The following is a 25,937-nucleotide window of genomic DNA, read 5'->3' as shown; positions in this document are numbered from 1 at the left end:
ATATAGCCTATATAATTTTTTCATTTCGTTTTTACTGTAAAATTCCCACTTCATTGAAATATTTAATGAATTCCAGCAATGACTTTAATGTCGGATTAGCATTCAAACTGGCATTCCTTTTCTCCACCTTAATATTATCATTATAAATAGTAGCCTGAGATTGATATTCTGCACTTGATAAGCGGTTAAGCATAGATAATGCCTTTATTTTAAACCAACCATGTGCCCTATATTAATAACGATAGATTTAATTTATTAATTCTATAAAAAAACAACATATTAAATTGGAATCAGAGACAAAAATAACATTACAGTTAGTCTGGTATTTATCAGCTAAAAAATGATTATAATCGTGTTTTGGCATTTTCTCTCTAAATGCATTTTTGTAAGGTAGAGCAAGATGGAACAGTTTGAAACAATCAGTGTTGAGCAGGCTCATAGCCGCCTGAAAGAGAATACCGCCGTATTGGTCGATATCCGCGATCCACAGAGTTATGAAGCGGGCCATGCACCCATCGCGTTCCATTTGACCAATAGCAGCCTGCATACCTTTATGCAGCAAACAGATTTTGAACAGCCCGTCATGGTGATGTGCTACCACGGCAATAGCAGCAAAGGGGCGGCGCAGTATTTGCTCCAGCAGGGCTTTGAGGCGGTTTACAGCATTGATGGTGGTTTTGAGGCATGGGCCAAAAGCTATCCACAAGAAATCATTCGTGAAAATGTCTGACTTTGTTACCCGTTTGTAGCTTGTCATTCGCCACAACCGACCAGATTGTGATATTTTTAAGCACTTTAATCACATTCATAATATCTATACTCAAAATCATTGGCGTTGCAGGTAGGCAGCTCACAACCCTGCGGCCTCAAATACAAAAGGTATAGACGGTAATGGGCAATATGATTCGTGTAATAGCAATCTCTAATCCGCGTCTGGCACAGGCCTTTGTGGATTATATGGCCACTCGCAATGTGGTACTGGAAGTTCGGCCTGATACTCAGGGTGCAGAGATCTGGCTTGCCGATGATGAGCAATTGCCCTTGGTGCAGCAGGAGCTGGAACAGTTTTTGCTCGATCCCCTCAATCCACGCTATCAGGCCGCAAGTTGGCAATCGGGTAATTTACACTCAAATTTATCCTATCAGCGCTTTTCCTACCTGCAGACGCTGCGCAGTCAGGCCGGCCCACTGACATTGAGTGTCATGGTACTGTGCATCGCCATCTATATTCTGATGCAAATTGTCGGCGATGCGGCCGTTATGTCATGGCTTGCCTGGCCCCGCGACGAGAGCCAATATCTACAACTCTGGCGCTGGGTCAGCCATGGCTTTTTACACTTTTCGCTACTGCATATCTTATTTAACCTGATGTGGTGGTGGTATCTGGCAGGACAAATGGAAAAACGGCTTGGCACCGGTAAATTGCTGGTATTAACTGTGGTATCTGCCCTGTTCAGTGGCTGGGGGCAATCGCTATTTAGCGGTGTGAATTTTGGTGGTCTGTCTGGTGTGGTGTATGCCTTAATGGGTTATGTCTGGCTGACCGGCGAGCGCGCACCCGAGCGCGGTATCTCGTTGCCCCGAGGTTTAATGGCTTTTTCTGTCCTCTGGCTGATTGCCGGTTATTTCGATGTTTTAGGTTTGTCGATTGCCAATGCGGCTCACGTTTCAGGTTTGATTATTGGGTTATTAATGGCATTTTGGGATACGCGCAACAGCGTAAGAACCACACAATAACTGCCTGAGCAACCAGGCGCATTAGGGGATTATAGTGAAGCAAACGCAGCGGCATGATGCGATTATTGAATTGGTACGCCAACAAGGCTACGTCAGCACTGAAGAGTTAGTAGAACATTTTGCCGTTAGCCCGCAAACCATCCGGCGTGATTTGAATGATTTGGCTGACCAAAACAAAATTCATCGTCATCATGGTGGTGCAGCACTCCCTTCCAGCTCAGTTAACGCCGCCTATAACGATCGTAAAGTGATGTGGTCGGAAGAAAAGGCCCGTATTGCACAGCGTGTTGCCAGCCAGATCCCCGATGGTGCAACACTGTTTATCGATATAGGTACCACGCCAGAAGCTGTCGCCCACGCGCTGATGAACCATAAGGGGCTGCGGGTGGTGACCAATAATCTTAACGTTGCTACCTTGCTGACGGCTAAAGAGGATTTCCGGCTGATTCTGGCTGGTGGTGAAGTTCGCACCCGCGATGGTGGGATTATTGGTGAGGCCACACTGGATTTCATTTCTCAGTTCCGTCTTGATTACGGCATCCTTGGTATCAGTGGTATTGATATGGACGGCTCACTATTAGAGTTTGATTACCATGAAGTGCGCACCAAGCGAGCAATTATCGAGAACTCCCGTTGTGTGATGCTGGTAACCGACCACTCGAAGTTTGGTCGTAACGCAATGGTGAATTTGGGGAATATGAATTTGATTGATTATCTGTTTACCGATCAGATGCCTCCTCCCAGTGTGATGAAGATTATTGAGCAGCATCAGGTTCAATTGGAGTTGTGTTAGTCGTTAAATTTTGGTTTTGGTGATCCGGTGCGGTTGTTAAGTCAACTCAAGTGCTCTAACAACCGAATCGGACCACAGAACACCGAACAACCAAACCTAATCACCAAATCCAAATCCAAATCCAAATCCAAATCCAAATCCAAATCCAAATCCAAATCCAAACTTTCCCCACATTTTGATAACAAAACTGTTACCTCCATCACGGGGGAATGTTTTTTTTTGGTTAACTCTTGGCTTGTTTGTTGGTTTTTGATTACAATCATGAGCGAAAACGAACATTAAAGAGCTGTTTCGAACATCTGGAGAGAGGAAGCATGGAAACCAAAGACTTGATCGTGATCGGTGGCGGCATTAATGGTGCCGGTATCGCTGCGGATGCGGCAGGGCGTGGCCTGTCCGTTCTGCTGCTGGAAGCGCAAGACTTGGCCTGTGCTACGTCTTCCGCCAGCTCCAAACTTATCCACGGTGGCCTGCGCTATCTGGAACACTATGAATTCCGTCTGGTAAGTGAAGCACTGGCCGAACGTGAAGTATTATTGAAACTGGCACCGCATATCGCATTCCCAATGCGTTTTCGTCTGCCGCATCAACCCCACCTGCGCCCAGCCTGGATGATCCGCACTGGTTTGTTCCTGTACGATCACTTGGGCAAACGTACCAGTCTGCCTGCCAGTAAAGGGTTGCGTTTTGGACCAGAATCGGTATTGAAACCAGAATTGGTGCGCGGTTTCGAATATTCTGACTGCTGGGTCGATGATGCTCGCCTGGTGGTGCTGAATGCCCAAGAAGTGGTCGAGCGCGGTGGTGAAGTCCGCACCCGTACCAAAGTGACCCGTGCCTGGCGTGAACAAGGTCTATGGATGGTTGAAGCCATTGATGTGAATACCGGCAAAACCTTTACCTGGCGTGCCAAAGGCTTGGTAAATGCGACCGGACCATGGGTTAAACAATTCTTCGACGACGGCCTGAAGCTGAAATCGCCTTATGGCATCCGCTTGATTAAAGGCAGCCATATCGTCGTGCCACGGGTTCATAATCAGCCACAAGCCTATATTCTGCAAAACGAAGACCATCGTATTGTTTTCGTCATTCCGTGGTTGGATGAATATTCCATCATCGGCACTACTGACGTGGAGTACCACGGCGATCCGAAAGAGGTGAAGATCGACTCACAAGAGATCGATTACCTGCTGAAAGTGTATAACGATCACTTTAAAAAACAGTTGGGTCGCGACGATATCGTGTGGACCTACTCTGGTGTACGGCCGCTATGTGACGACGAATCAGATTCACCGCAAGCTGTTACCCGCGACTACACGTTGGATGTAGCCGATGAAGACGGTAAAGCACCACTGCTTTCTGTATTTGGCGGCAAACTGACCACCTATCGCAAACTGGCAGAACACGCGCTGGAAAAACTGTCTGGCTACTATCAGAATGTCGGCCCAGCATGGACCAAGACTGGCGCATTGCCGGGTGGTGATATTGGCGGCAGCCGTGATAACTATACTGTTCAGTTGCGCCATCGCTATAACTGGTTACCTGAAGGGCTGGCCCGCCGCTATACCCGTACTTATGGTAGCCATAGCGAGATAATTTTGGCAGAAGCGACCAGTATCGAAAGCTTGGGTGAACATTTCGGCCATGGCTTGTACGAAGCAGAATTACGCTATCTAGTTGAAAAAGAATGGGTTGTAGAACTAGATGATGCGATTTGGCGTCGTACCAAGTTAGGTATGGCTCTGGACGATGCGCAGAAACAGCGCGTTGCCGAATGGTTGGCACAGGTGCAGGCCGGGAAACAACAGACATTATCGCTGGTTTCCTGATAACCCATCCAGTTCATCGATCTGCTTAAAAAAACCCTCTTCACAGTTGACTGTTGAAGAGGGTTTTTATTATTAGCTCAGTGGATATAACTACAGCCTGATAGGTTTAATATGCCAAATCTCGTCGGCATATTCTTCAATGGTACGATCTGAAGAGAAGTAACCCATATTGGCAATATTGAGTAACGTCTTGCGCGTCCATTCGTCCGAATGGCGATATAGCGTATCAACCTGCTCCTGAGTATCCACATAGCTGCGATAATCAGCCAATAGCTGGTAGTGATCACCAAAATTAACCAGTGAATCGAACAGGCTGGTATAACGCTTAGGGTCTTCGGGACTAAAGGTGCCTGTCGCCATTTGCGTCAATGCCAGATGCAATTCAGGATCTTCATCGTAATATTTCCGTGGGTTATAACCATTGTTACGCAGCACCTCGACCTGTTCGGTGGTATTGCCGAAGATAAAGATATTCTCCTCACCCACATGTTCGCGGATCTCGACGTTAGCCCCATCCAATGTGCCAATGGTCAGCGCCCCGTTGAGGGCAAACTTCATATTACTGGTACCCGAAGCCTCGGTTCCCGCCAGAGAAATCTGTTCCGATAGGTCAGCCGCCGGAATGATCAACTGCGCCAGACTCACGCTATAGTTTGGAATAAATACTACTTTCAGTAGGTTATTAATCCGAGGGTCATTGTTGATTACCTTCGCTACATCGTTGATCAATCGAATGATTTGCTTAGCATTGTAATACGCTGATGCCGCTTTACCGGCAAAAATTACCACGCGCGGCACCCACTTCTCATTCGGTGCTTCGAGAATACGGTTATAGCGGGTGATAACATGCAACACATTCAGCAATTGTCGTTTGTACTCATGAATACGTTTGATTTGCACATCAAACAACGCGCCCGGATTGACCACAATATTCAATTTTTCAGCAATATAAGCCGCCAGCCGTTTTTTGTTCTCCAGCTTGGCCTTTTGCAATGCCTGCAAGAAGCTGGGGTAATCGAGGTTTTTTTCCAGCTCACTGAGTTGGCTCAGATCAGTCCGCCAATTGTGACCAATACTCTCATCCAATACCGTAGCCAGTGGTCGGTTAGCCAACCCCAGCCAGCGCCGTGGCGTCACCCCATTGGTTTTATTGCAGAAGCGATTAGGGAAAATGTGAGCGAAATCGGCAAACAGTGACTGCACCATGAGTTCAGAGTGCAAAGCAGACACACCGTTAACTTTATGGCTGGCGATCACCGCAAGCCATGCCATACGGACCTTCCGCCCATGGGTTTCATCAATAATAGAGACTCGTGGCAACAGTTCTGGTTCAGACGGATATTGTTCCTGCACCAGTTTGAGGAAGTGATCATTGATATCAAAAATGATTTGCAGATGGCGCGGTAAGATTTTGCCAATCATGTCAATTGGCCAGGTTTCCAGCGCTTCGGTCATCAGCGTGTGATTGGTGTATGAGAACACCTGCTGCACCACGTCCCACGCATCCATCCAATTGAACTTATGTTCGTCGATCAACAGACGCATCATTTCAGGAATGGAAAGGACTGGGTGAGTATCATTGAGATGAATAGCAATCTTATCTGCCAGATTATCGAACGTCTGATGCATGGTCCAGTGGCGGCTGAGGATATCCTGTACCGTCGCCGACACTAAAAAGTACTCTTGTCGCAAACGTAATTCACGGCCGGAATAGGTAGAATCATCGGGATACAACACTCGTGATACGTTTTCTGAATGGTTTTTATCTTCAACCGCAGCAAAGTAATCACCCTGATTGAATTTGCCCAAATTGATTTCATTACTGGCCTGCGCAGACCATAAGCGCAGTGTATTAGTTGCATCCGTATCAAAGCCAGGGATGATTTGATCATAAGCACAGGCGAGGATTTCTTCGGTTTCCAGCCAGCGAGTTTTGCTGCCTTCCTGCTGAATTCGGCCACCGAAGCGCACTTTATAGCGGGTATTATGGCGTGGGAATTCCCAGGCATTACCATATTCCAGCCAGTTATCTGGCGACTCCATCTGTTGGCCATCCACTATTTTCTGGCTGAACATGCCATATTCGTAGCGGATGCCGTAGCCACGGCCCGGTAGTGCCAGTGTTGCCAGTGAGTCCAGAAAACACGCCGCCAGACGGCCTAAGCCACCATTGCCAAGCCCAGGGTCGTTTTCTTCTTGCAACAGCTCTGACAGATTGAGGCCCATCTCATCCAGCGCCTGTTCGATATCTTCATAAATACCCATAGATAACAGTGCATTAGAGAGGGTTCGCCCCAATAAAAACTCCATCGACAGATAGTAAACCTGACGAACGTCTTGTGATAATTGTGCGCGGTTAGAGCGTAGCCAGCGTTCTACCATCCGATCCCGTACCGCAAATAATGTCGCATTCAGCCAATCGTGCTGAGTCGCAATCGAGGGATCTTTGCCGACAATAAACATCAATTTGTAGGCAATCGAGTGTTTCAGCGCATCCACACTGACAACGGGTGAGGTATAACTGAACGGTGATGTCATAACGGTTTTCCCAATTCGTGGTTACAACAAATCGACAACTAGAGACGCCGATAAAGTGACAGATATTGACCAGCAGCTACTTGCCAACCAAAGTCCAACCCCATTGCATGGCGCTGAACATGACGCCAATGTTTTGGCCGGCTCCACAGAACAAAAGCACGGCGAATTGCCCGCACCAATGCCTGCGCATCGCATTCATCAAACACAAACCCCGAGGCGCTGCCATCCGCCAGATTTTCCAGCGCGCAATCCACCACGGTATCTGCCAACCCGCCCGTATGCCGGACCAGTGGCAAAGTGCCATATTTCAAACCATACAACTGCGTTAACCCACAAGGTTCAAAACGGCTAGGCACCAGAATCACATCCGCACCGGCAATAATTCGGTGAGAAAATGCCTCGTGATAACCAATTTGTACCCCAACCTGGCCGGAATAGTCTGCCGCTGCCGCCAAAAACTCCTCTTGTAGAATGGCATCCCCCGCCCCCAAGACCGCCAGTTGCCCACCTAGTTTCAGTAATTCAGGCAAAGCTTCCAGCACCAAATCCAACCCTTTTTGCTCGGTCAATCTACTGACCACGGCAAAAATAGGTTTCTTATCCGTCACCTCCAACCCCATCGTGGTTTGCAGATGCACTTTATTCACCGCTTTCTGCTGCAGGTTCTCTATGTCATAGCAGGCGTGCAGCAAGGTATCGCTCTGTGGGTCCCAAATGGCGCTATCCACCCCATTGAGGATGCCGGTCAAACGCCCCTGACTGGCTCGTTCTTGCAGCAGCCCTTCCATGCCGTAACCAAAAGCAGGTTGGGTAATTTCTTTGGCATAGGTCGGGCTGACAGTAGTGACATGATCAGCAAAGAACAGCCCAGCTTTCAGATAGGAAATTTGACCGTAGAACTCCAACCCGTACATTTGGAAAAATGCGGCGGGGAGTTGTAACTCAGCCAAATGGTACCCAGAAAATAGCCCCTGATAGGCCAGATTATGGACGGTAAATACTGATCGTGCCGGTCTACCACGCGCCGCCAGATAAGCACAGGCCAGCCCAGCGTGCCAATCATGGGCATGCACCACATCGGGACGCCAGAAACCATCCAGCCCGCAGGCCAGCTCACACGCCATCCATCCCAGCAAGGCAAAGCGGCGATAGTTATCGGCGTAAGCATGCAACGACTGGTCGTGATAAGGGCTGCCAGCGCGGTCATATAACCCCGGAGCATCAATAAGATAGATACCAATGCCCTGATAATGGCCGTAGCGCAGAGAAACCCGTCCGGCAAAGGTGTCTATCTCCCTAACCAGCACGGTGTCTGGTATTCCACGACGCAAATCAGGGAAGCTCGGTAGCATGACCCGAACATCGGCCCCTTCAGCAATTTGTGCGGCAGGTAAAGCGCCAACAACATCAGCCAATCCCCCTGTTTTCAACAAAGGAAATAGCTCAGAACATACGTGTAAGACCCGCATCGTGACTCCTGACACCTATCGGATAAATAAAATAGCCCTATTTGACGTTGACGGCTAATTTCGCCAGCATCGCACGGGTCACTAGCACCACCCCGCCCTCCGAACGATAAAAACGGGCGCTATCTTCATCGGCGTTCTCCCCGATAACCATCCCTTCAGGTATGTGACAGGCGCGATCAATAATGCAGCGGCGTAAACGGCACGAGCGACCAACATTGACATCAGGCAGCAATACCGTGGAATCAATGGTACAGAACGAGTTCACCCGAACCCGAGGGAACAACACCGAATGCACCACTACCGAGCCAGAAACAATACAGCCACCGGAGACCAGCGAGTTCATGGTCATGCCATGGCTACCGGAGCGATCCTGAACAAACTTAGCCGGCGGCAACGGCTCCATATGGGTACGGATTGGCCAGGCACGGTCATACATATCCAGCTCTGGTGTGACCGATGCCAAATCCAGGTTGGCCCGCCAGTAGGCATCCAATGTCCCAACATCACGCCAATAAGGTGGCAATTCGGCATTGGAGGTCACGCAGGAGAGATCAAACGGATGTGCCCAAGCCGCCTTCTGTTCGGTAAGTTTGGGAATCAAATCTTTACCAAAATCATGGGTAGAGCCAGGGGTATTCATATCTTCTTCTAATAACTTGAACAGATAATTGGCATTAAAAATATAGATCCCCATACTGGCTAACGCCATATCAGGCCGTCCAGGCATTGAAGGCGGGTTCGCAGGTTTTTCAAAGAAAGCCGTTATCTGGTAATCCTCGTCCACCTCCATTACCCCAAATTCATTGGCCTCGTTAATGGGTACCGGGATACAAGCAACGGTGCACTCAGCGCCTTTCTCTACGTGGTCGATGAGCATGCGCGAGTAATCCATCTTGTAGATGTGGTCACCGGCCAGAATGACCACATATTCCGCCTCATAGCGGCGGATAATATCCAGGTTTTGATAAACCGCATCCGCAGTACCTTTGTACCAATGCTCGGTGCTCAAACGTTGTTGGGCAGGCAATAAATCAACAAACTCGTTCATCTCCTCGTTGAGGAATGACCAGCCACGTTGAATATGCTGCACCAGAGTATGAGACTGGTACTGGGTGATGACACCGATACGGCGGATACCTGAATTCAGGCAGTTAGATAGCGCAAAATCGATGATACGGAACTTGCCGCCAAAATGTACCGCCGGTTTGGCACGGGTGGCGGTCAAATCTTTCAGACGAGAACCACGACCTCCGGCCAGAATCAGCGCTACAGATTTATTCGGTAATTGTCTGGCTAACATCAATGGGTCTTTATTTTCGAATTTAACCATGGCTGACTCCTTAAGATTTCAGTACGAGCACGCAAATGTCATGCGCGGCTCCGTTCCATACGGTGAATGATTCCATCTGATCTGACGGCCCAAAAGGAGGGATAACCTCCCATTCCCCCGCAGGTAACTGTATTTCACATTCTTGACCAGTGGCGTTAATCACCACCAGCCAGCGCTGAGACAACAGAATTTGCAGCTGTTTCTGGCAGCCATGTTCCCAAGCTGCATCACTCAGCACTTGCCCCTGACTATCCAGCCATTGCACATTGCCATCACCCTCCTGCCACCATGCGTCCTTAATCAGGGCCGGAATTTGCTGGCGTAACCGGATAAGATCGGCGGTAAATGTCATTAATGAACGATCCGCACTGCCCCAGTCGAGCCAAGTGAGGATGTTGTTCTGACAATATGCATTGTTATTACCTTGCTGGCTGTGACCATGCTCGTCACCGGCCAGTAACATTGGCGTTCCCTGCGAGAGTAATAAGCTGGCCAACAATGCCCGCTGACAAGACTTACGCCGTTGCCAGATAGCCTCATCAGCCACCAACCCTTCGCTACCAAAATTATTACTAAGATTGTTATCACTGCCATCACGGTTTTCCTCACCATTGATTTGATTGTGCTTTTGGTTAAAACACAGCAAATCCTGCAAAGTAAAACCATCATGGGCGGTAATTTGATTGATACTGGCGGAAGGCAAACGCCCCCGCTGTTGGAAAAGATTGCTTGAAGCGGCAAAGTGCTGAGCAAATAGTCCCAGCGGTAAGTCATCCCTTAACCAGAAACGGCGCATCGCATCACGATACTGGTCATTCCATTCACTAAAACCGGTAGGGAAGTTACCCAATTGATAGCCTCCCAGACCAATATCCCAAGGCTCGGCAATCATTTTGCAGGCACGCAGCCGCTCATCGGCAGCCAGCGCGGTAAATAAAGGGGCATGTTGGTCAAAAGCCGGCGTGCGGCCCAGAACGGTACCCAGATCAAAGCGGAAGCCGTCAACATGGCAGCTATCGAGCCAATGATGCAGGCAGTCGATAACCCACTGCATGACATTAGGATGATTAAGCCGCAGCGTATTGCCGCAGCCAGTCATGTTGTCGTATTCACCGTCAGGAGTGAGCCAGTAATAGCTAGCATTGTCGATACCGCGCTGGCACAGGGTTGGGCCAAAAATATCCAATTCGGCGCTGTGATTGAACACCACATCGAGAATCACTTCGATACCCGCTTTATGTAACGCTTTGACCGCATCCCGTAGCTCTCGCAGCGGAGATATGCCGTCACGGCCCGAGGCATAATCAGGATCAACGGCATAAGGCGCTAGCACGTTATAGCCCCAATAATTACCCAGTCCCATCTTCTGTAAACGAGGTTCATCGACGTGGAATTGCACCGGTAACAACTCCAGTGTGGTAATGCCCATGTCTTGCAAATAGGTAATCATGACGGGATGAGCTAACGCCGCATAGCTACCACGCAGGTCAGCCGGAATATCAGGGTGCAGTTTGGTTAAGCCGCGTACATGGGCTTCATAAATCACGGTATTGCCCCAAGGAATAGCCGGTGACTTATCCTCCTGCCAGTCATATTCTTCATGTACCACAATGCACTTAGGTAAGGCGGCAGCACTGTCGCGCTCATCGGGCTGATTAACCCCCCCCTCCAAGCTTGGATCATCCGCCACTTTGCGATCTAATGCATGGGCACCGGGGTCTATCAATAATTTATGTGGGTTAAAACGATGTCCTTGTTGTGGGTCAAATGGCCCGCTGACCCGATAACCATAGCGCTGCCCCGGTTTACCTCCAGGCAGATAGCCATGCCAGATATCACCACTGCGGGCGGGCAAGGCAATCCTCAACTCTTGGTTATTGTCATCAAACAGACACAGTTCGACCTGTTCAGCATGGGCTGAAAACAGCGTGAAATTTATCCCAGCCCCATCAAAATGGGCACCAATCGGTGTCGGGGAACCACGGGTAAGGCCAGTCATCCTACCCCTCCCGTAACAGGTAAATAGTCGACAGTGGCGGTAGTGTTAACAACAATGAGTGCGCGTGGTTATGGCTACCGACATGCTGGCTATGGATCCCCCCCTGATTACCCAGATTGCTGCCACGGTAAAACTCAGAGTCAGAATTAAGTACTTCCCGATAATGCCCTGCCTGCGGAATGCCCACACGGTAGTCATAACGCGGCACTGGGGTGAAATTACTGATGGCAATCAGTTCGCCACCATTCGCATCACGGCGCAAGAAAGCAAACACTGAGTTTTCGTGGTCATCTACCACCAGCCATTCAAAGCCATCGGGCTGATAATCCAATTCATAGAGTGGCGCATGTTGTTGATAGCAGTGGTTCAGGTCACGAACAAAACGCTGCACGCCACGGTGCCAGCCATTTTCATCATCCAGTAAATGCCAGTCCAGGCTGGTATCGAAATTCCACTCGCGCCCCTGCGCAAACTCGCAGCCCATAAACAGCAGTTTTTTACCGGGATGCGCCCACATAAACGCGTAATAGGCACGCAGGTTGGCGAATTTCTGCCAGGCATCCCCCGGCATACGATCGAGCACCGAGCGCTTACCGTGCACCACTTCATCGTGGGAGATAGGCAAGATAAAGTTCTCGGTATAGGCGTACAACATCCCGAAAGTCATCAGATTATGGTGGTACTTGCGATGAATCGGATCACACTGCATGTAATTGAGCGTGTCATGCATCCAACCCATATTCCATTTATAGTTAAACCCTAATCCACCGGCATCGGGCGGTAATGTCACGCCAGGAAAATCGGTCGATTCCTCCGCCATCGTCACACCGCCAGGGCGCTCAACGCCGATGGTGTGATTGGTGTAACGCAGGAAAGCAATCGCTTCCAGATTTTCACGCCCGCCATAATAGTTAGGCACCCACTGCCCTTCAGCACGGCTATAATCGCGATAAATCATCGAAGCCACGGCATCAATACGCAATGCATCGATACCAAAACGTTCCATCCAGTAAAACGCATTGCCAGCCAAATAATTACGGACCTCATTACGACCATAGTTATAAATCAGGGTATTCCAATCCTGGTGATAGCCTTCGCGCGGATCGGCATATTCATACAACGAGGTGCCATCAAACTGCATGAGCCCGTGTTCATCACTCGGGAAGTGGCCGGGAACCCAATCAAGGATGACGTTAATCCCCGCGGTATGGAATGCGGCAACAAAATCTTTGAAATCCTGCGGAGTACCAAAGCGGCGGGTCGGTGCATATAACCCGAGCGGCTGATAACCCCAGCTGCCATCAAATGGATGTTCGTTAATCGGCAGCAGCTCGACATGGGTAAACCCCATGTATTTAACGTATTCAACCAATTGCTCAGCCAACTCGCCATAACTGAGCCAATAGTTATTATCGGTATGGCGGCGCCATGAACCGAGATGGACTTCATAGATAGAAACCGGTGAGCGCAAATCATTGGCTTTCTGTCTTGCTGGCGTATTTTGTACCACTTCAGGTAACGGGCTGACCAACGAGGCGGTTTCTGGCCGCATCTGAGCTTCAAATGCATAAGGGTCCGCTTTTAAGCGCACCTGATCATTACTGTCTATTATCTCAAATTTGTACAACTGGCCGGCTTGTACACCGGGCAGGAATAGCTCCCAAATACCATTTTCGCGCCGTAACCGCATCGGGTGGCGGCGACCATCCCAAAAGTTAAACTCCCCCACCACAGACACTCGTTTGGCATTAGGTGCCCAAACGGCAAAACTGACCCCCGCGACTCCATCAAGGCTCATTAAATGCCCGCCCAGACGTTCATAAGGGCGTAGATGGGTGCCTTCGGCCAATAACCAACTGTCAATATCCTGCAATAACGTCCCGAATCGATAAGGATCTTCGATGATTTGGGGACTGTCTTGCCAAGTAACCGCTAATTGATAACGAAACGGGCTTTTACGACGAGGAAGCTTCGCAATGAAAAAACCGCGCGGGTCTTCACTGGTCAACTGAGCAATGTTGCGCCCACTTTCCGTTTCGACCAGCCAGACTTCTTTTGCATCTGGCAGCAAAGCGCATATCTGTAACCCTTGCGCAGTTTGGTGCATACCCAAAATGGAAAAGGGATCGGCATAATGGCCGGAAATAATCTGATTAATCACCTGACGATCGGGAAGTACTGGCATGATTTCTTCCTATGATTAACGGCATGATTTTGAGCCGAATTCTGAACTCTGACAGCAGAACCGACCTTTTCATCATGCAATCCATTTAGCGTTTAAAGAGTGACTAAGGTCAATGATTAACCAATTAGTTGATTTAATGCCCTAATACTCATTTTCTGACAGTAAAAGCTCGTCAGTTAACTTTTCTTACCCAAACTATAAGCATAGTCAAAGGCCGCCAAAAAAATCGGCTTACTATTAATGAAATTTTTTCTCATATGAATTAGCAAAAAAAACAGTGTTTAAACGGCGTAAGGCGTGCGTGAATGACGTAAAACCCTAAGTTAAGACGTAAAAACAGTGCGGATAACATCGGCCAGTAGAAATGCCCAAAACAGGGAACTGAGCTGACGTTTGCCCATATAAGGCCCTTTTTGCTTAAAAGGGGTGACGGTTAAAACTTTCTGCGGCTAAATGTGGTTACAATAGCGGCAAGAATTAGCATTTGTGGTTATCAATATGGGCGTAAGCCAAGCCGAACTGATTTTCTCCCTGCTACAACAGATGTGTGTGTATCTGGTGATCGCCTATCTGTTAAGTAAAACACCGCTGTTTATTCCGTTAATGCAGGTTACCATTCGGCTGCCCCACAAACTGGTGTGCTATCTCACGTTTTCCATGTTTTGCATCATGGGCACCTATTTTGGTCTGCATATTGAGGACTCCATCGCCAATACCCGTGCTATCGGCGCTGTGTTAGGTGGTGTTTTGGGGGGGCCATCGGTCGGTTTTCTGGTAGGGCTGACGGGTGGGTTGCACCGTTACTCCATGGGTGGGATGACCGCCACCGCCTGTATGTTGTCTACCGTCGCTGAAGGGCTATTGGGTGGCTTCCTCCACAGCTATTTGATACGTAAAAACCGCCTTGACTTGCTGTTCCAGCCGCTGGTGGTTGCAGGCATTACGCTGGTCGCTGAAGTCCTGCAAATGTTAATTATTTTGGCCGTTGCTCGCCCATTCCATGAAGCTGTCGAGTTGGTCGGAAACATTGCCCTGCCGATGATGATCACCAATACCATTGGTGCTGCCATGTTTATGCGTATCTTATTGGACCGGCGGGCTATTTTCGAAAAATACACCACCGCCTTCTCAGCCAAAGCATTACAAATTGCCGCACGGGCGGAGGGGCAACTACGCCATGGTTTTGACCAACAAAACAGTATGCGGGTGGCGCGTATCTTGTATGAGGAGCTGGGCGTTGGCGCGGTGGCAATTACCGACCGCGAGAAGCTGCTGGCATTTATCGGTACTGGCGCCGACCATCACCTTGTGGGGAGTGCTATCACCTCAGACCATACCCACCGGGCGATTGAGTTGAATCAGGTGGTTTATGCCGATGGCAATGCCGTCCCTTATACCTGCTCTATTTCACCTAATTGCAAACTGGGTTCCACGTTAGTTATCCCACTACGCGGTGAAGAGCATCGGGTGATTGGCAGCATCAAGCTGTATGAACCAAAAAGTAAATTGTTCTCCAGTATCAACCGCACATTGGGTGAAGGTATTGCTCACCTGCTGTCCGCCCAGATTCTGGCGGGTGAATTTGAACAACAGAAACAGCTATTGGCACAATCAGAAATCAAGCTACTGCACGCGCAAGTAAATCCTCACTTCCTCTTTAACGCACTGAATACCCTGTCAGTAGTAATCCGCCGTAATCCAGACCATGCCCGCAAGCTAGTGCTTTCTTTGTCGACATTTTTCCGTAAGAACCTCAAGCGCAGCCATGATGTGGTCACGCTGAGCGATGAAATTGAACATGTGAATGCTTATCTGGAAATAGAAAAGGCACGTTTTGCCGACCGCCTCTCCGTTGAGATCTCATTACCTGATGAATTGATGGAAGCGCGTTTACCGGCTTTTTCCCTGCAACCCGTGGTCGAAAATGCCATCAAACACGGCATAGCGCAGATGTTCAATAACGGGCGCATCACCTTGCACGGTAAGCTCGAGGGCAATACGTTGATACTGGAAGTGGAAGACAATGCTGGTTTGTATCAACCGCAACCAAACGGCGATGGGCTGGGGATGAATCTGGTAGACCGGCGAATTAAAGTCCGCTATGGTAACGAATATGGTGTCACCGCCCTAAGCGAGGCAGATAAATTCACGCGCATTACACTTAAATTGCCCTTTATCACCGCGAGTGAGGGTTAACAACGGTTAATTACTTACCCGTGCGGGCAATGATACTCACCATATTAAGTACCGCGGCAGAGCGCTCATGCCGCCGCCATGCCAGTGTAATCTTGGTTTTTAGCAAACTATCGTCAATCTCATGATAAGTAACATTATTCGTCTGAATAGTTGTCAGTGAGCGAGGCACGATAGTAAAACCAAAGCCTGCCGACACCATCCCTATGGCAGACACCAACTGGGGGGATTGTTGCCCCAGCTCCGGCTTAAATCCGGCACGGTAGCAAGCGCTGATAATGGTATCAAACAATCCGGGAGCCACTTCGCGAGGGAAAGTAATCAGCTTTTCATGCTGTATCGCTTGCAGATTGATTTGTGGGCAGCGATGCAACTGATGGTTATGGGGCAGTACCAGCAACATATCTTCCTCCACCAGCACCTTACAGGTGAATTCATTACTGGCATCACATGGCTGACGGATAAAAGCCACATCAATGCGTTCGTTATGCAAATCATTCATTAACACCGGCATGGTCTTTTCACTGGGTGACAATATCACCTCAGGATATTTATCCCGATAGGCGTGGAGTAGGCGCAATACCAAGGGCTGGAAGGCTGTCGAGCTGGCAAAACCTACCCGCAACTTACCCGTCTCCCCGCGCGCGATACTTTTAGCTCGCTCTATCGCTTCATCCGTAAGCGTCAATATATGACAGGCATCCACATAGAACGCTTTCCCTGCATCAGTCAGTTCAACACCGCGCGTGAGCCGACGTAGCAGTGGTGTCCCGATCTCCCGCTCTAGCTTTTGAATTTGCTGACTTAGTGGTGGCTGAGAGATACCCAGCTTTTCAGCCGCCCGGGTGAAATGGCGGGCTGAAGCAACCGCAGCAAAATATCGTAGATAACGTAGTTCCATATATTATTGATATCAAAAAAGTGGGATTCCTATATTGGTACTTATGTTCTTTCAGCGTCAACCTTATACGTAAATATAAATATAATTTATGTTACAGGTAAGACGGAGAGAGAGATGACTAAATCAATAACATCGCATTGTTCATGTACTCAAGAGATTGTAAAAAGCTTTATTGCCTATAGAGAAAAGCATTCTGAGTGCATTATTTATCAAACATCACTAATGAGCGCGCTAATTAGTGGGGTTTATGAAGGCCAAATCACCATGGCAGAACTACTGAAACACGGTGATTTTGGATTAGGAACATTTAACAATCTTGATGGTGAATTAGTCGCACTAAACAGTAAAATTTATCAATTACGATCCGATGGCAGCGCCCGTTCAGCACAACCAGAACAGAAGACACCTTTCGCAGTAATGACGTTTTTTCAGCCGACAGAAAAACGCAGTTTCGAACATAAAATAAGCAGAAAGCAGCTCCATAATGTGATTGATGACCTTACCAAAACAGATAATCTGTTTTGTGCTCTGCGTATTGATGGCACCTTCAGCCACGTTGAAACCCGCACCGTTCCCTGCCAACAGCGCCCCTATAAACCCATGCTTGAAGCCATCTCCGAGCAACCGACGTTTGATTTCACCCATCAAAATGGCGTGATCATCGGTTTTCGCAGCCCAGACTATACCCAAGGAATAAATGTTGCTGGCTACCACGAGCATTTTATTACTGACACCCGCAATGGCGGTGGCCATGTGCTCGACTACCAATTGGAAAAGGGTGTTCTGACCTTCGGCACCGTGGCCAAACTGGTAATCGATCTGCCGCAGGAAGCTGATTTTCTCCAGGCCAATCTCTCCCCGCAAAATCTCAATAACGCCATCCGCGCGGTAGAAAGTTAACCGGCGGTAAAACATCAATTAATAGCGGCTAAATCAACCATAGAGGACAACACATCATGACCAATGAAACGCATACTCAGGCTTGGCAGTGCGGGGCTGATCTGGTGGTTAATCATTTAGAGCAGCAAGGTGTAAAGCAGGTGTTCGGTATTCCCGGCGCTAAAATTGATCGAGTATTTAATTCACTGGAAGATTCCAGCATTCAAACGATTGTGGTGCGCCACGAAGCGAATGCGGCTTTCATGGCTGCGGCCATCGGCCGGCTAACCGGTAAAGCAGGCGTTGCATTAGTCACCTCAGGGCCGGGTTGCGCCAACTTAGTCACCGGACTGGCAACAGCAACCTCTGAAGGGGATCCAGTGGTGGCACTGGGCGGCGCGGTAAAACGAGCCGATAGCCTGAAAATAACTCACCAGAGTATGGATACTGTGAGTATTTTTCGCCCGATAACTAAGTTTAGTGCGGAGGTGACGGCCTCTGCGGCGCTGTCAGAAGTCCTGGGTAATGCCTTTAGAACCGCTGAATTTGGTCGGCCGGGCGCGGCCTTTGTTAGCCTGCCGCAAGATATCCTCAACAACCCTGTGACCAGCCAGGCATTGATTCATCAACCATGTCCACACAATGGCGGTGCACCCTTGGATGAGATTACTGCCGTGGCTAAGTTGATTAACAACGCTAAAAATCCCATTTTGCTCCTTGGATTGATGGCCAGTCAGCCGGCAAACGCTCAAGCCATTCGGCGTTTACTTCACCATAGCAAAATACCGGTCACCAGCACCTATCAAGCCGCAGGGGTGGTTGATCAGGCGCACTTTGATCATTTTGCCGGGCGGGTGGGCTTGTTTAATAATCAGGCTGGCGACAAGTTACTACAACAAGCCGATGTGATTATCACCATCGGTTATAGCCCTGTGGAATATGACCCAGCGCTATGGAACAACGGCCAGGCAACACTGATACATCTGGATATTTTACCCGCCGAAATAGATGCAGCCTATCAACCGGAAAAAGAGTTATTGGGCGATATTGCCGCTACCATAGATGCATTAGCCCCCCGGATACATGGCCCGTTAATATTAACATTGGCAACACAGGCGGTATTGGAAGAGCGCTGCCGCCAACGACGAGACTTGGCCCTCCGGGCTGACCATATGAGTGGTTTCGCTATTCATCCGCTGCGTTTAGTCCGGGCAATGCAGGATATTGTTAATAGTGACGTGACCCTATGTGTCGATATGGGGAGCTTTCACATCTGGATTGCCCGCTATCTTTACAGCTTCCGCACCCGTCAAATTTTGATGTCAAACGGTCAACAGACTATGGGTGTTGCACTGCCATGGGCCATTGCCGCCGCACTGGTGAACCCACATCAAAAGGTCGTATCCGTATCAGGTGACGGCGGTTTTATGCAATCAAGTATGGAGCTAGAAACTGCGGTGCGCCTGAAAAGCAATTTACTGCATATTATTTGGGTCGATAACGGTTACAACATGGTGGAAATACAGCAGCAGAAAAAATACCATCGGCCATCGGGAGTTAGCTTTGGCCCGATTGATTTCAAAATGTACGCCGAATCCTTTGGTGCGAAAGGTTTTGCCGTAGAATCTGCTGACGAATTATCCCATAAATTGCATCAAGCTATGGATGTATTAGGCCCGGCAGTCATTGCCATCCCGGTGGATTATTCAGATAACTATCGTTTAATGGAAGAGCTGAATATCAGCCAATTGCTGTAGTGCGAAGCCCGTATCGGGTGGCGTGCAACGTAGTTGCTGACACATCGAGGGATACAAAAAAGCCGTGTTAATCATATAAAAAAACCCTGACCATAAGATCAGGGCTTTATGGTTATTACTCACATCAAGATGCGCAGCATACGGCGCAATGGCTCTGCCGCGCCCCATAGCAACTGGTCACCTACAGTAAAGGCGGAGAGATACTCCGGCCCCATATTCAATTTACGCAGGCGGCCAACCGGGGTATTCAATGTACCGGTTACCGCAGCCGGAGTCAGTTCACGCATGCTCAGCTCGCGGTCGTTCGGGATAACACGAACCCAGTCATTGTGCGTTGCCAACATTTGCTCAATTTCTGGCAATGGCACGTCTTTTTTCAGTTTCAGCGTAAAGGCTTGGCTATGGCAACGCAGCGCACCGATGCGCACGCACAGACCATCTACTGGAATGACGCTGCTGGTGTTCAGAATTTTGTTAGTTTCAGCCTGGCCTTTCCACTCTTCGCGGCTCTGACCATTATCCAGTTGTTTGTCGATCCACGGGATCAGGCTACCTGCCAGCGGTACGCCAAAGTTATCAGTCGGCAAGGTACCACTACGGGTTGCAGCAGTGACCTTACGTTCAATATCCAAAATGGCAGAGGCCGGGTCTTGCAACTCTTTAGCCACGCCAGCATGTAGCATACCCATCTGAGTCAGCAACTCACGCATATGGCGCGCGCCACCACCGGATGCTGCCTGATAAGTGGCAACTGATGCCCACTCAACCAAATTATTAGCAAACAAACCACCCAAAGACATCAGCATCAGGCTAACGGTACAGTTACCCCCCGCAAAGGTCTTGATACCTTTATCTAAACCCTGTTGAATGACACTATGGTTAACCGGATCCAGAATAATAATTGCGTCATCTTGCATACGAAGAGAAGAAGCGGCGTCGATCCAATAGCCTTTCCAGCCGATTTCTCGCAGCTTTGGATAAACTTCGTTGGTATAATCTCCTCCTTGGCAGGTGATGATAATATCCAATGCACTCAGCGCATCAATATCATAAGCATCTTGCAACGTACCTTGCTGGCCGGTAAATGTCGGCGCGGCCTGGCCATGTTGCGAGGTGGAGAAAAAGACCGGGCGAATACCGTCAAAGTCGCGTTCTTCAATCATGCGTTGCATGAGTACTGAGCCGACCATACCGCGCCAGCCGATAAAACCAACATTTTTCATGTTTACTGTCCTGCCTTGGAAGGTGACACCGATTAATGGATGCCTGTCTTGTATAACTGCGCGCTGTAAGGGTACGGCAGACTGACTAAGATAGACCTGATACCACCTTACAAAATATGGACAAAGTGGCAAGTGAATTTATTCGATACCAGAATGATTCAAAGCAATCTTCCTAATATGTGGCTTTGATTGGCGGGAAACGCCAGTCCCTAGAGGTAATAATGACTGAGATGATTGCGGCAACAGTGCTGCTGTTTTTGATTATGGACCCACTGGGAAATCTGCCGATTTTTATGTCGGTACTCAAGCATCTGGAACCTAAGCGCCGGCGAGTCGTATTGATTCGCGAATTGCTCATTGCGCTGATATTAATGCTGATTTTCCTATTCGCTGGCGAGAAGATTCTGGCGTTCCTAAATCTGCGAACTGAAACGGTGTCGATATCGGGTGGTATTATTCTGTTTTTAATCGCAATTAAGATGATTTTCCCCACCCCAGAAAGTAACGTTACCGGGTTATCGGCTGGGGAAGAGCCATTCTTAGTACCACTGGCTATTCCCTTAGTCGCGGGTCCGTCGATTCTGGCAACGCTGATGCTACTGTCGCATCAATATCCTAATCAAATTAGCCATTTAGTTTTGGCGTTGATGATTGCGTGGGGGTTGTCTGCGGCGATTTTGCTGATGTCGAATCTGTTCCTGCGCCTGCTGGGTAATAAAGGTGTCAGTGCGCTGGAACGGTTGATGGGGTTAATTTTGGTGATGCTATCTACGCAGATGTTTTTAGATGGTGTGCGGGCATATTTGACCAAATAGGGTTGGCCTCAATTGCGCAATCCAAGAGGGGCGCGCCCTCTTGGGTATAAACTCACTTTAGTTACGACTTTTCAGTGCTAATACACAACGCTGCACCACGTTATCAATATCCGCATCAATATCGACGCAGAGAACATCTGGCTCATCTGAACCTGGCTCTTCCAACGCGTCAAACTGGCTTTTCAGCAGATCAGTTGGCATAAAATGGCCGGAGCGGGCTTTTAATCGCTCCATGATGACGTCGAAACTGCCTTTTAGATATATAAACACCATCCCCGGATTACCTTCCCGCAGACGATCACGATAACGGCGCTTCAGCGCTGAGCAGACAATAATACCGGTTTCATTTTTATGATTCAGGCTGTAGGCAGCATCACTCAAACGCTCCAGCCACGGCATACGATCTTCATCATTCAGTGGATGCCCACTGCCCATTTTCTGAATATTGGCACGAGGATGCAGATCGTCACCATCAATAAATTTGGCATGGATTTGGCGGGCTACAGCCTCTCCTACCGTGGTTTTGCCGCTACCCGATACACCCATCACGATAATGCTATGTCCTGCCATAATGTTGATCTCTATCTCAGAATGGGAATTTTACTGCTCTCTATGGTTCCGTATTTTACCATGTTACCGGTATCATGATACCGGTAACAAATGAAGATGTGATTTTTATCACAAAGGCCATCTTCCGACCCTACTGACGATAAAAAGAAGCTGACCGCAAATCATAACAAAAAACGAAATACCCAAAGTTATTGGAGAAATACTATGCCATTAGTCATTGTCGCGGTTGGCGTTGCCATGCTGCTGTTACTGATGATCCGTTTCAAACTGAACGGATTTATCTCGTTGATACTGGTCGCGCTGGCGGTAGGTATCATGCAAGGGATGCCAGTCGATAAAGTCGTCGGCTCAATCAAAGCTGGGGTTGGCGGAACGTTAGGCAGTCTGGCGCTGATTATGGGCTTTGGTGCCATGCTCGGTAAATTACTGGCTGATTGTGGTGGTGCTCAACGAATTGCGACCACGCTGATTGATAAATTTGGCAAAAAACACATTCAGTGGGCGGTCGTGCTGACTGGTTTTACTGTCGGTTTTGCGCTGTTTTATGAAGTGGGCTTTGTACTGTTGCTGCCACTGGTGTTTAGTATCGCGGCGTCAGCCCGTATCCCACTGTTGTATGTCGGTGTGCCGATGGCCGCAGCCTTGTCTGTAACCCACGGTTTCCTGCCACCTCACCCAGGCCCAACGGCTATTGCGACCATTTTCCACGCGGATATGGGTAAAACGCTGCTATACGGGACTTTACTGGCAATTCCGACCGTTATTCTGGCCGGCCCGGTGTTTGCGCGCTTTCTAAAAGGAATTGATAAACCAGTACCAGAAGGATTGTATAACCCGAAAACCTTCACCGATGAAGAGATGCCAAGCTTTGGCGTCAGTGTCTGTACAGCGCTGGTTCCGGTGATTTTGATGGCATTGCGGGCAGTGGCAGAGATGATTTTGCCAAAAGGCCACCCAGTGCTCTCTTATGCGGAGTTCTTCGGTGACCCGGTGATCGCCACCTTAATTGCTGTATTGATAGCGATTTTCACCTTTGGCTTAAACCGTGGCCGGTCAATGGAATCAGTGATGGATACCGTGACCGACTCCATCAAAATCATTGCAATGATGCTATTGGTTATCGGCGGCGGTGGTGCTTTCAAACAGGTTTTAGTCGACAGTGGCGTCGATCATTATATTGCCAACATGATGAATAGCAGCGGTTTATCACCAATTCTGATGGCATGGTCAATCGCAGCCGTACTGCGTATTGCGCTAGGTTCTGCGACAGTGGCGGCGATTACGGCTGGCGGTATCGTGGCACCGCTCATTGCCACCACCGGTGCCAGCCCTGAATTAATGGTTATTGCCGTCGGTTCGGGTAGCGTGATTTTCTCTCACGTCAACGACCCGGGCTTTTGGTTGTTCAAGGAGTACTTTAACCTGACCATTGTGGAAACCTTTAAGTCATGGTCAGTGCTGGAAACCATTATTTCGGTCTGCGGCCTGGTCGGTTGCCTGTTATTAGCCATGGTGATATAGCATCTGGCAGCAATAGTTATTTAGCTAAACCATTGTGATTTAAATACTGCCGCCGGGGAGGATGGTGAAACCGACATCAACCATCCTCGGCGCTACCGCCTCTCCGCGCAGTTTTGCCAGCAAACGCTCGGCACCAATTTGCCCCATTCTTTCACGCGGGGTAAGCACACTGGCCAGCTTAGGTACCATCGACTGGCCAATATCGTGACCATGGAAACCCGCTATTGCCATATCATAAGGGATAGATAACCCCTGACGCTGACACTCAAATACAGCACCAATTGCCAGGTCATCATTGGTACAAAAAATACTGTCAATCAGTGGATAACTGGCTTGCGCTTCACGCAACAACTCAGCACCTGCCGAATATGACGATGAACGGCTGGTCATCACGCTCATCGGCACCAAACCGGATTCACGCATCGCCTGCTCATAGCCTTGCTGCTTAATGACGGTACGCTCATCCTGACGTGCACCAAAATAGACAACATGGCGATGGCCTTTGGCGATAACTTGCTGCGTCATCTGCCTTGCCGCTTCAAAGTTATTAAAGCCCACAGCCAAATCAATACACGGTGAAATACAATCCATCAGCTCAATGACTGGAATCCCCGCGACCTCAATCATTTTCAATGTACGGGCGGTATGGTGACGTTCGGAGAGGATTAGGCCGTCAATATTATAAGAGAGTAACGAGGTTAACCGTTGCTCCTCACGCTCTTTCTGATAGCCATAGTGCGCTAGCATAGTCTGATAGCCATGCGCATCCGTCACACTCTCAATGCCGCGCAAAACCTCGGCAAAAACCTGGTTGGTCAATGACGGCAACAATACACCGATGGCATGACTGGTCGCGTTGGACAGGATATCGGGGGCGCGGTTGGGGATATAGCCCAGTTCGTCTAATGCCAGCGCGATTTTTTTCTGCAAAAGCGCAGAAACTTGTTCTGGATTACGCAAATACCGGCTGACGGTCATTTTTGTCACCCCAACCATATCGGCGACGTCTTGGAGCACTGGCCTTTTTTTCTTCATTATCAATGAACTGAGGCTGGGTAAATGGGATGCTATTCTAGCAAAGAAAAGGGTATGGCGCGATGCACATACCCTTTTTTACATATACCCGTCATACTTCAAGCTGCATATGCGTTGGCTGCTTTCTTTCACCCGAATCACTTACCTGAGTAAGCTCATCGGGATTCACTCAATTGCCGCCTTCCTGCAACTCGAATTATTAGGGTATGAGATGGTCAAACTTAAACTGGCGGTAAATCAAACAACAAAATTTCACTGTCTTCATCAGCATGAATAGAAAGTGCAGCTTCATCCCAGATAGCGAATGCATCGCTGGCCGCAGCATGATGCCCATTGATAGAGACCTTACCACGGACTACCTGTATCCAGATGCGACGCTCTGCTTGAATCTGATAAATGGACTGCTCCTCGCGTTTCAGTGCCCAGCGCCAGAGTGTCATGTCCTGGAATACTTTCAGCGAGCCATCGCGGGCATCCGGTGATAACACCAACTGCCGCCCTTGCGGGATATCAAACATCTGCTGTTCATAACGCGGCTCCAAACCTGTCTTATTGGGGATAATCCAAATCTGGTACAAATGCAGCGGTTGGTCGTCACGGCCATTATATTCTGAATGGCGGATACCGGTACCTGCGCTCATAATCTGGAATTCACCGGCATGGATCTGCTCTTTATTACCCATACTGTCTTTGTGCTCGACAGTACCAGACAGCACATAAGTCAGAATTTCCATATCTTTATGCGGATGGGTACCAAACCCCTGACCTGCATCGATCACATCTTCGTTAATCACTCGCAGTGCTGAAAACCCCATAAATTCTGGATCGTAATAATCAGCGAATGAGAAGGTATGCCAACTGTCCAACCAACCGTGATTAGCATGGCCACGTTCTTCTGCTTTGCGTAAATAGATCATGTTCAGTTCTCCTCAACGTTTTCTTTAGTCTAGATGTCGCGGGAGAATATGAAAGCGTAAAAAACTCACTCCTCTGTTCAAAAAATTCGACTGATTAATAAGTTGAAAGACAAATGATTTGAATTTGAAGTAATTAGCGAAAGAAAACGTTGAGAGAACTTGAGATATGACTGCCTACGAACCAATGATGCAGCGAACAAACAGTGCGAAATAGGCAAAAAAAAAGCCAGCACCCGGCTGGCTAAG

19 protein-coding genes are annotated in these 25,937 nt (G+C 48.7%); 9 read left to right on the top strand and 10 right to left on the bottom strand.

Annotated features, from left to right (window positions below; translation table 11 throughout):
• Positions 1 to 400: 400 nt before the first annotated feature.
• The 4 genes from glpE (at position 401) to glpD (ending at position 4,359) form a co-directional block, all read left to right on the top strand.
• Entirely contained in the window at positions 401 to 730 is a 330-nt protein-coding gene (gene glpE, locus V1955_RS00815) for a thiosulfate sulfurtransferase GlpE (RefSeq protein WP_083161257.1), read from the top strand.
• A 170-nt stretch (positions 731 to 900) separates the two neighbouring features.
• Positions 901 to 1,737: a rhomboid family intramembrane serine protease GlpG gene (gene glpG / locus V1955_RS00810; protein WP_083163953.1), complete on the top strand. Its 837-nt coding sequence runs from the start codon at positions 901 to 903 to the stop codon at positions 1,735 to 1,737.
• A 34-nt stretch (positions 1,738 to 1,771) separates the two neighbouring features.
• On the top strand, positions 1,772 to 2,530 hold the full coding sequence (locus V1955_RS00805) for a DeoR/GlpR family transcriptional regulator (RefSeq protein WP_083161259.1): 759 nt from the start codon (positions 1,772 to 1,774) through the stop codon (positions 2,528 to 2,530).
• A gap of 314 nt (positions 2,531 to 2,844) precedes the next feature.
• Positions 2,845 to 4,359, top strand: coding sequence for a glycerol-3-phosphate dehydrogenase (gene glpD, locus V1955_RS00800; protein ID WP_372568487.1), 1,515 nt, complete (start codon positions 2,845 to 2,847; stop codon positions 4,357 to 4,359).
• Between the two features lie 90 nt (positions 4,360 to 4,449).
• On the opposite strand, the gene glgP is transcribed toward glpD, so the two are convergent.
• The 5 genes from glgP to glgB are packed head-to-tail and all read right to left on the bottom strand — an operon-like array spanning position 4,450 to position 13,880.
• Complete coding sequence (glgP, locus tag V1955_RS00795; RefSeq protein WP_083161263.1) at positions 4,450 to 6,897, bottom strand: glycogen phosphorylase; 2,448 nt, start codon at positions 6,895 to 6,897, stop codon at positions 4,450 to 4,452.
• 38 nt (positions 6,898 to 6,935) lie between these two features.
• Complete coding sequence (gene glgA, locus V1955_RS00790) at positions 6,936 to 8,366, bottom strand: glycogen synthase GlgA (protein ID WP_442820430.1); 1,431 nt, start codon at positions 8,364 to 8,366, stop codon at positions 6,936 to 6,938.
• A 37-nt stretch (positions 8,367 to 8,403) separates the two neighbouring features.
• Positions 8,404 to 9,696 (bottom strand): glucose-1-phosphate adenylyltransferase, encoded by a 1,293-nt coding sequence (gene glgC, locus V1955_RS00785; protein ID WP_083161267.1) that lies wholly within the window; start codon positions 9,694 to 9,696, stop codon positions 8,404 to 8,406.
• A 10-nt stretch (positions 9,697 to 9,706) separates the two neighbouring features.
• A complete protein-coding gene (glgX, locus tag V1955_RS00780; RefSeq protein ID WP_420073632.1) occupies positions 9,707 to 11,695 on the bottom strand; it encodes a glycogen debranching protein GlgX in 1,989 nt (662 codons plus the stop codon).
• 1 nt (position 11,696) lies between these two features.
• A complete protein-coding gene (gene glgB, locus V1955_RS00775; protein ID WP_102970495.1) occupies positions 11,697 to 13,880 on the bottom strand; it encodes a 1,4-alpha-glucan branching protein GlgB in 2,184 nt (727 codons plus the stop codon).
• A 498-nt stretch (positions 13,881 to 14,378) separates the two neighbouring features.
• Here glgB and V1955_RS00770 point away from each other — a divergent pair, with 498 nt between their 5' ends.
• Positions 14,379 to 16,076, top strand: a complete 1,698-nt coding sequence (locus V1955_RS00770) for a sensor histidine kinase (RefSeq protein WP_083163957.1) — start codon at positions 14,379 to 14,381, stop codon at positions 16,074 to 16,076.
• 10 nt (positions 16,077 to 16,086) lie between these two features.
• On the opposite strand, the gene V1955_RS00765 is transcribed toward V1955_RS00770, so the two are convergent.
• Positions 16,087 to 16,974 (bottom strand): LysR family transcriptional regulator, encoded by an 888-nt coding sequence (locus V1955_RS00765; RefSeq protein ID WP_083161269.1) that lies wholly within the window; start codon positions 16,972 to 16,974, stop codon positions 16,087 to 16,089.
• Positions 16,975 to 17,088: 114 nt separating this feature from the next.
• Here V1955_RS00765 and budA point away from each other — a divergent pair, with 114 nt between their 5' ends.
• Together budA and alsS are read left to right on the top strand one after the other, a co-directional pair.
• Complete coding sequence (gene budA / locus V1955_RS00760) at positions 17,089 to 17,874, top strand: acetolactate decarboxylase (protein WP_083161271.1); 786 nt, start codon at positions 17,089 to 17,091, stop codon at positions 17,872 to 17,874.
• 56 nt (positions 17,875 to 17,930) lie between these two features.
• On the top strand, positions 17,931 to 19,610 hold the full coding sequence (alsS, locus tag V1955_RS00755) for an acetolactate synthase AlsS (protein ID WP_083161273.1): 1,680 nt from the start codon (positions 17,931 to 17,933) through the stop codon (positions 19,608 to 19,610).
• Positions 19,611 to 19,729: 119 nt separating this feature from the next.
• Here alsS and asd read toward each other — a convergent pair whose 3' ends face one another.
• The gene (gene asd, locus V1955_RS00750; protein WP_083161275.1) at positions 19,730 to 20,833 is read right to left on the bottom strand and encodes an aspartate-semialdehyde dehydrogenase; all 1,104 of its coding nucleotides are present in this window, start codon (positions 20,831 to 20,833) and stop codon (positions 19,730 to 19,732) included.
• Positions 20,834 to 21,054: 221 nt separating this feature from the next.
• Here asd and V1955_RS00745 point away from each other — a divergent pair, with 221 nt between their 5' ends.
• The gene (locus tag V1955_RS00745; RefSeq protein WP_005186017.1) at positions 21,055 to 21,648 is read left to right on the top strand and encodes a YhgN family NAAT transporter; all 594 of its coding nucleotides are present in this window, start codon (positions 21,055 to 21,057) and stop codon (positions 21,646 to 21,648) included.
• A gap of 57 nt (positions 21,649 to 21,705) precedes the next feature.
• On the opposite strand, the gene V1955_RS00740 is transcribed toward V1955_RS00745, so the two are convergent.
• Positions 21,706 to 22,218, bottom strand: a complete 513-nt coding sequence (locus V1955_RS00740) for a gluconokinase (protein ID WP_083161277.1) — start codon at positions 22,216 to 22,218, stop codon at positions 21,706 to 21,708.
• Between the two features lie 204 nt (positions 22,219 to 22,422).
• Between V1955_RS00740 and gntT the strand changes: the two genes are divergently transcribed.
• Complete coding sequence (gene gntT, locus V1955_RS00735) at positions 22,423 to 23,739, top strand: gluconate transporter (RefSeq protein ID WP_372560296.1); 1,317 nt, start codon at positions 22,423 to 22,425, stop codon at positions 23,737 to 23,739.
• A gap of 39 nt (positions 23,740 to 23,778) precedes the next feature.
• On the opposite strand, the gene gntR is transcribed toward gntT, so the two are convergent.
• On the bottom strand, positions 23,779 to 24,774 hold the full coding sequence (gntR, locus tag V1955_RS00730) for a gluconate operon transcriptional repressor GntR (protein WP_372560295.1): 996 nt from the start codon (positions 24,772 to 24,774) through the stop codon (positions 23,779 to 23,781).
• A gap of 221 nt (positions 24,775 to 24,995) precedes the next feature.
• A complete protein-coding gene (locus tag V1955_RS00725) occupies positions 24,996 to 25,691 on the bottom strand; it encodes a pirin family protein (protein ID WP_372568482.1) in 696 nt (231 codons plus the stop codon).
• Positions 25,692 to 25,937: the final 246 nt, after the last annotated feature.

The organism is Yersinia sp. 2545 StPb PI (genome assembly GCF_052217125.1).
Classification (GTDB): domain Bacteria; phylum Pseudomonadota; class Gammaproteobacteria; order Enterobacterales; family Enterobacteriaceae; genus Yersinia; species Yersinia enterocolitica_E.
The sequence above is the reverse complement of the archived record's forward strand: the minus strand, read 5'-3'. Positions and strand labels throughout refer to the sequence as shown.

What these genes read in the sequence shown, in the direction of transcription:
- glpE (WP_083161257.1), top strand. Translation starts at nt 401, where the DNA reads ATGGAACAGTTTGAAACAATCAGTGTTGAGCAGGCTCATAGCCGCCTG.
- glpG (WP_083163953.1), top strand. Translation starts at nt 901, where the DNA reads ATGATTCGTGTAATAGCAATCTCTAATCCGCGTCTGGCACAGGCCTTT.
- glpD (WP_372568487.1), top strand. Translation starts at nt 2,845, where the DNA reads ATGGAAACCAAAGACTTGATCGTGATCGGTGGCGGCATTAATGGTGCC.
- glgP (WP_083161263.1), bottom strand. Translation starts at nt 6,897, where the DNA reads ATGACATCACCGTTCAGTTATACCTCACCCGTTGTCAGTGTGGATGCG.
- glgA (WP_442820430.1), bottom strand. Translation starts at nt 8,366, where the DNA reads ATGCGGGTCTTACACGTATGTTCTGAGCTATTTCCTTTGTTGAAAACA.
- glgC (WP_083161267.1), bottom strand. Translation starts at nt 9,696, where the DNA reads ATGGTTAAATTCGAAAATAAAGACCCATTGATGTTAGCCAGACAATTA.
- glgX (WP_420073632.1), bottom strand. Translation starts at nt 11,695, where the DNA reads ATGACTGGCCTTACCCGTGGTTCCCCGACACCGATTGGTGCCCATTTT.
- glgB (WP_102970495.1), bottom strand. Translation starts at nt 13,880, where the DNA reads ATGCCAGTACTTCCCGATCGTCAGGTGATTAATCAGATTATTTCCGGC.
- V1955_RS00770 (WP_083163957.1), top strand. Translation starts at nt 14,379, where the DNA reads ATGGGCGTAAGCCAAGCCGAACTGATTTTCTCCCTGCTACAACAGATG.
- V1955_RS00765 (WP_083161269.1), bottom strand. Translation starts at nt 16,974, where the DNA reads ATGGAACTACGTTATCTACGATATTTTGCTGCGGTTGCTTCAGCCCGC.
- budA (WP_083161271.1), top strand. Translation starts at nt 17,089, where the DNA reads ATGACTAAATCAATAACATCGCATTGTTCATGTACTCAAGAGATTGTA.
- alsS (WP_083161273.1), top strand. Translation starts at nt 17,931, where the DNA reads ATGACCAATGAAACGCATACTCAGGCTTGGCAGTGCGGGGCTGATCTG.
- asd (WP_083161275.1), bottom strand. Translation starts at nt 20,833, where the DNA reads ATGAAAAATGTTGGTTTTATCGGCTGGCGCGGTATGGTCGGCTCAGTA.
- V1955_RS00745 (WP_005186017.1), top strand. Translation starts at nt 21,055, where the DNA reads ATGACTGAGATGATTGCGGCAACAGTGCTGCTGTTTTTGATTATGGAC.
- V1955_RS00740 (WP_083161277.1), bottom strand. Translation starts at nt 22,218, where the DNA reads ATGGCAGGACATAGCATTATCGTGATGGGTGTATCGGGTAGCGGCAAA.
- gntT (WP_372560296.1), top strand. Translation starts at nt 22,423, where the DNA reads ATGCCATTAGTCATTGTCGCGGTTGGCGTTGCCATGCTGCTGTTACTG.
- gntR (WP_372560295.1), bottom strand. Translation starts at nt 24,774, where the DNA reads ATGAAGAAAAAAAGGCCAGTGCTCCAAGACGTCGCCGATATGGTTGGG.
- V1955_RS00725 (WP_372568482.1), bottom strand. Translation starts at nt 25,691, where the DNA reads ATGATCTATTTACGCAAAGCAGAAGAACGTGGCCATGCTAATCACGGT.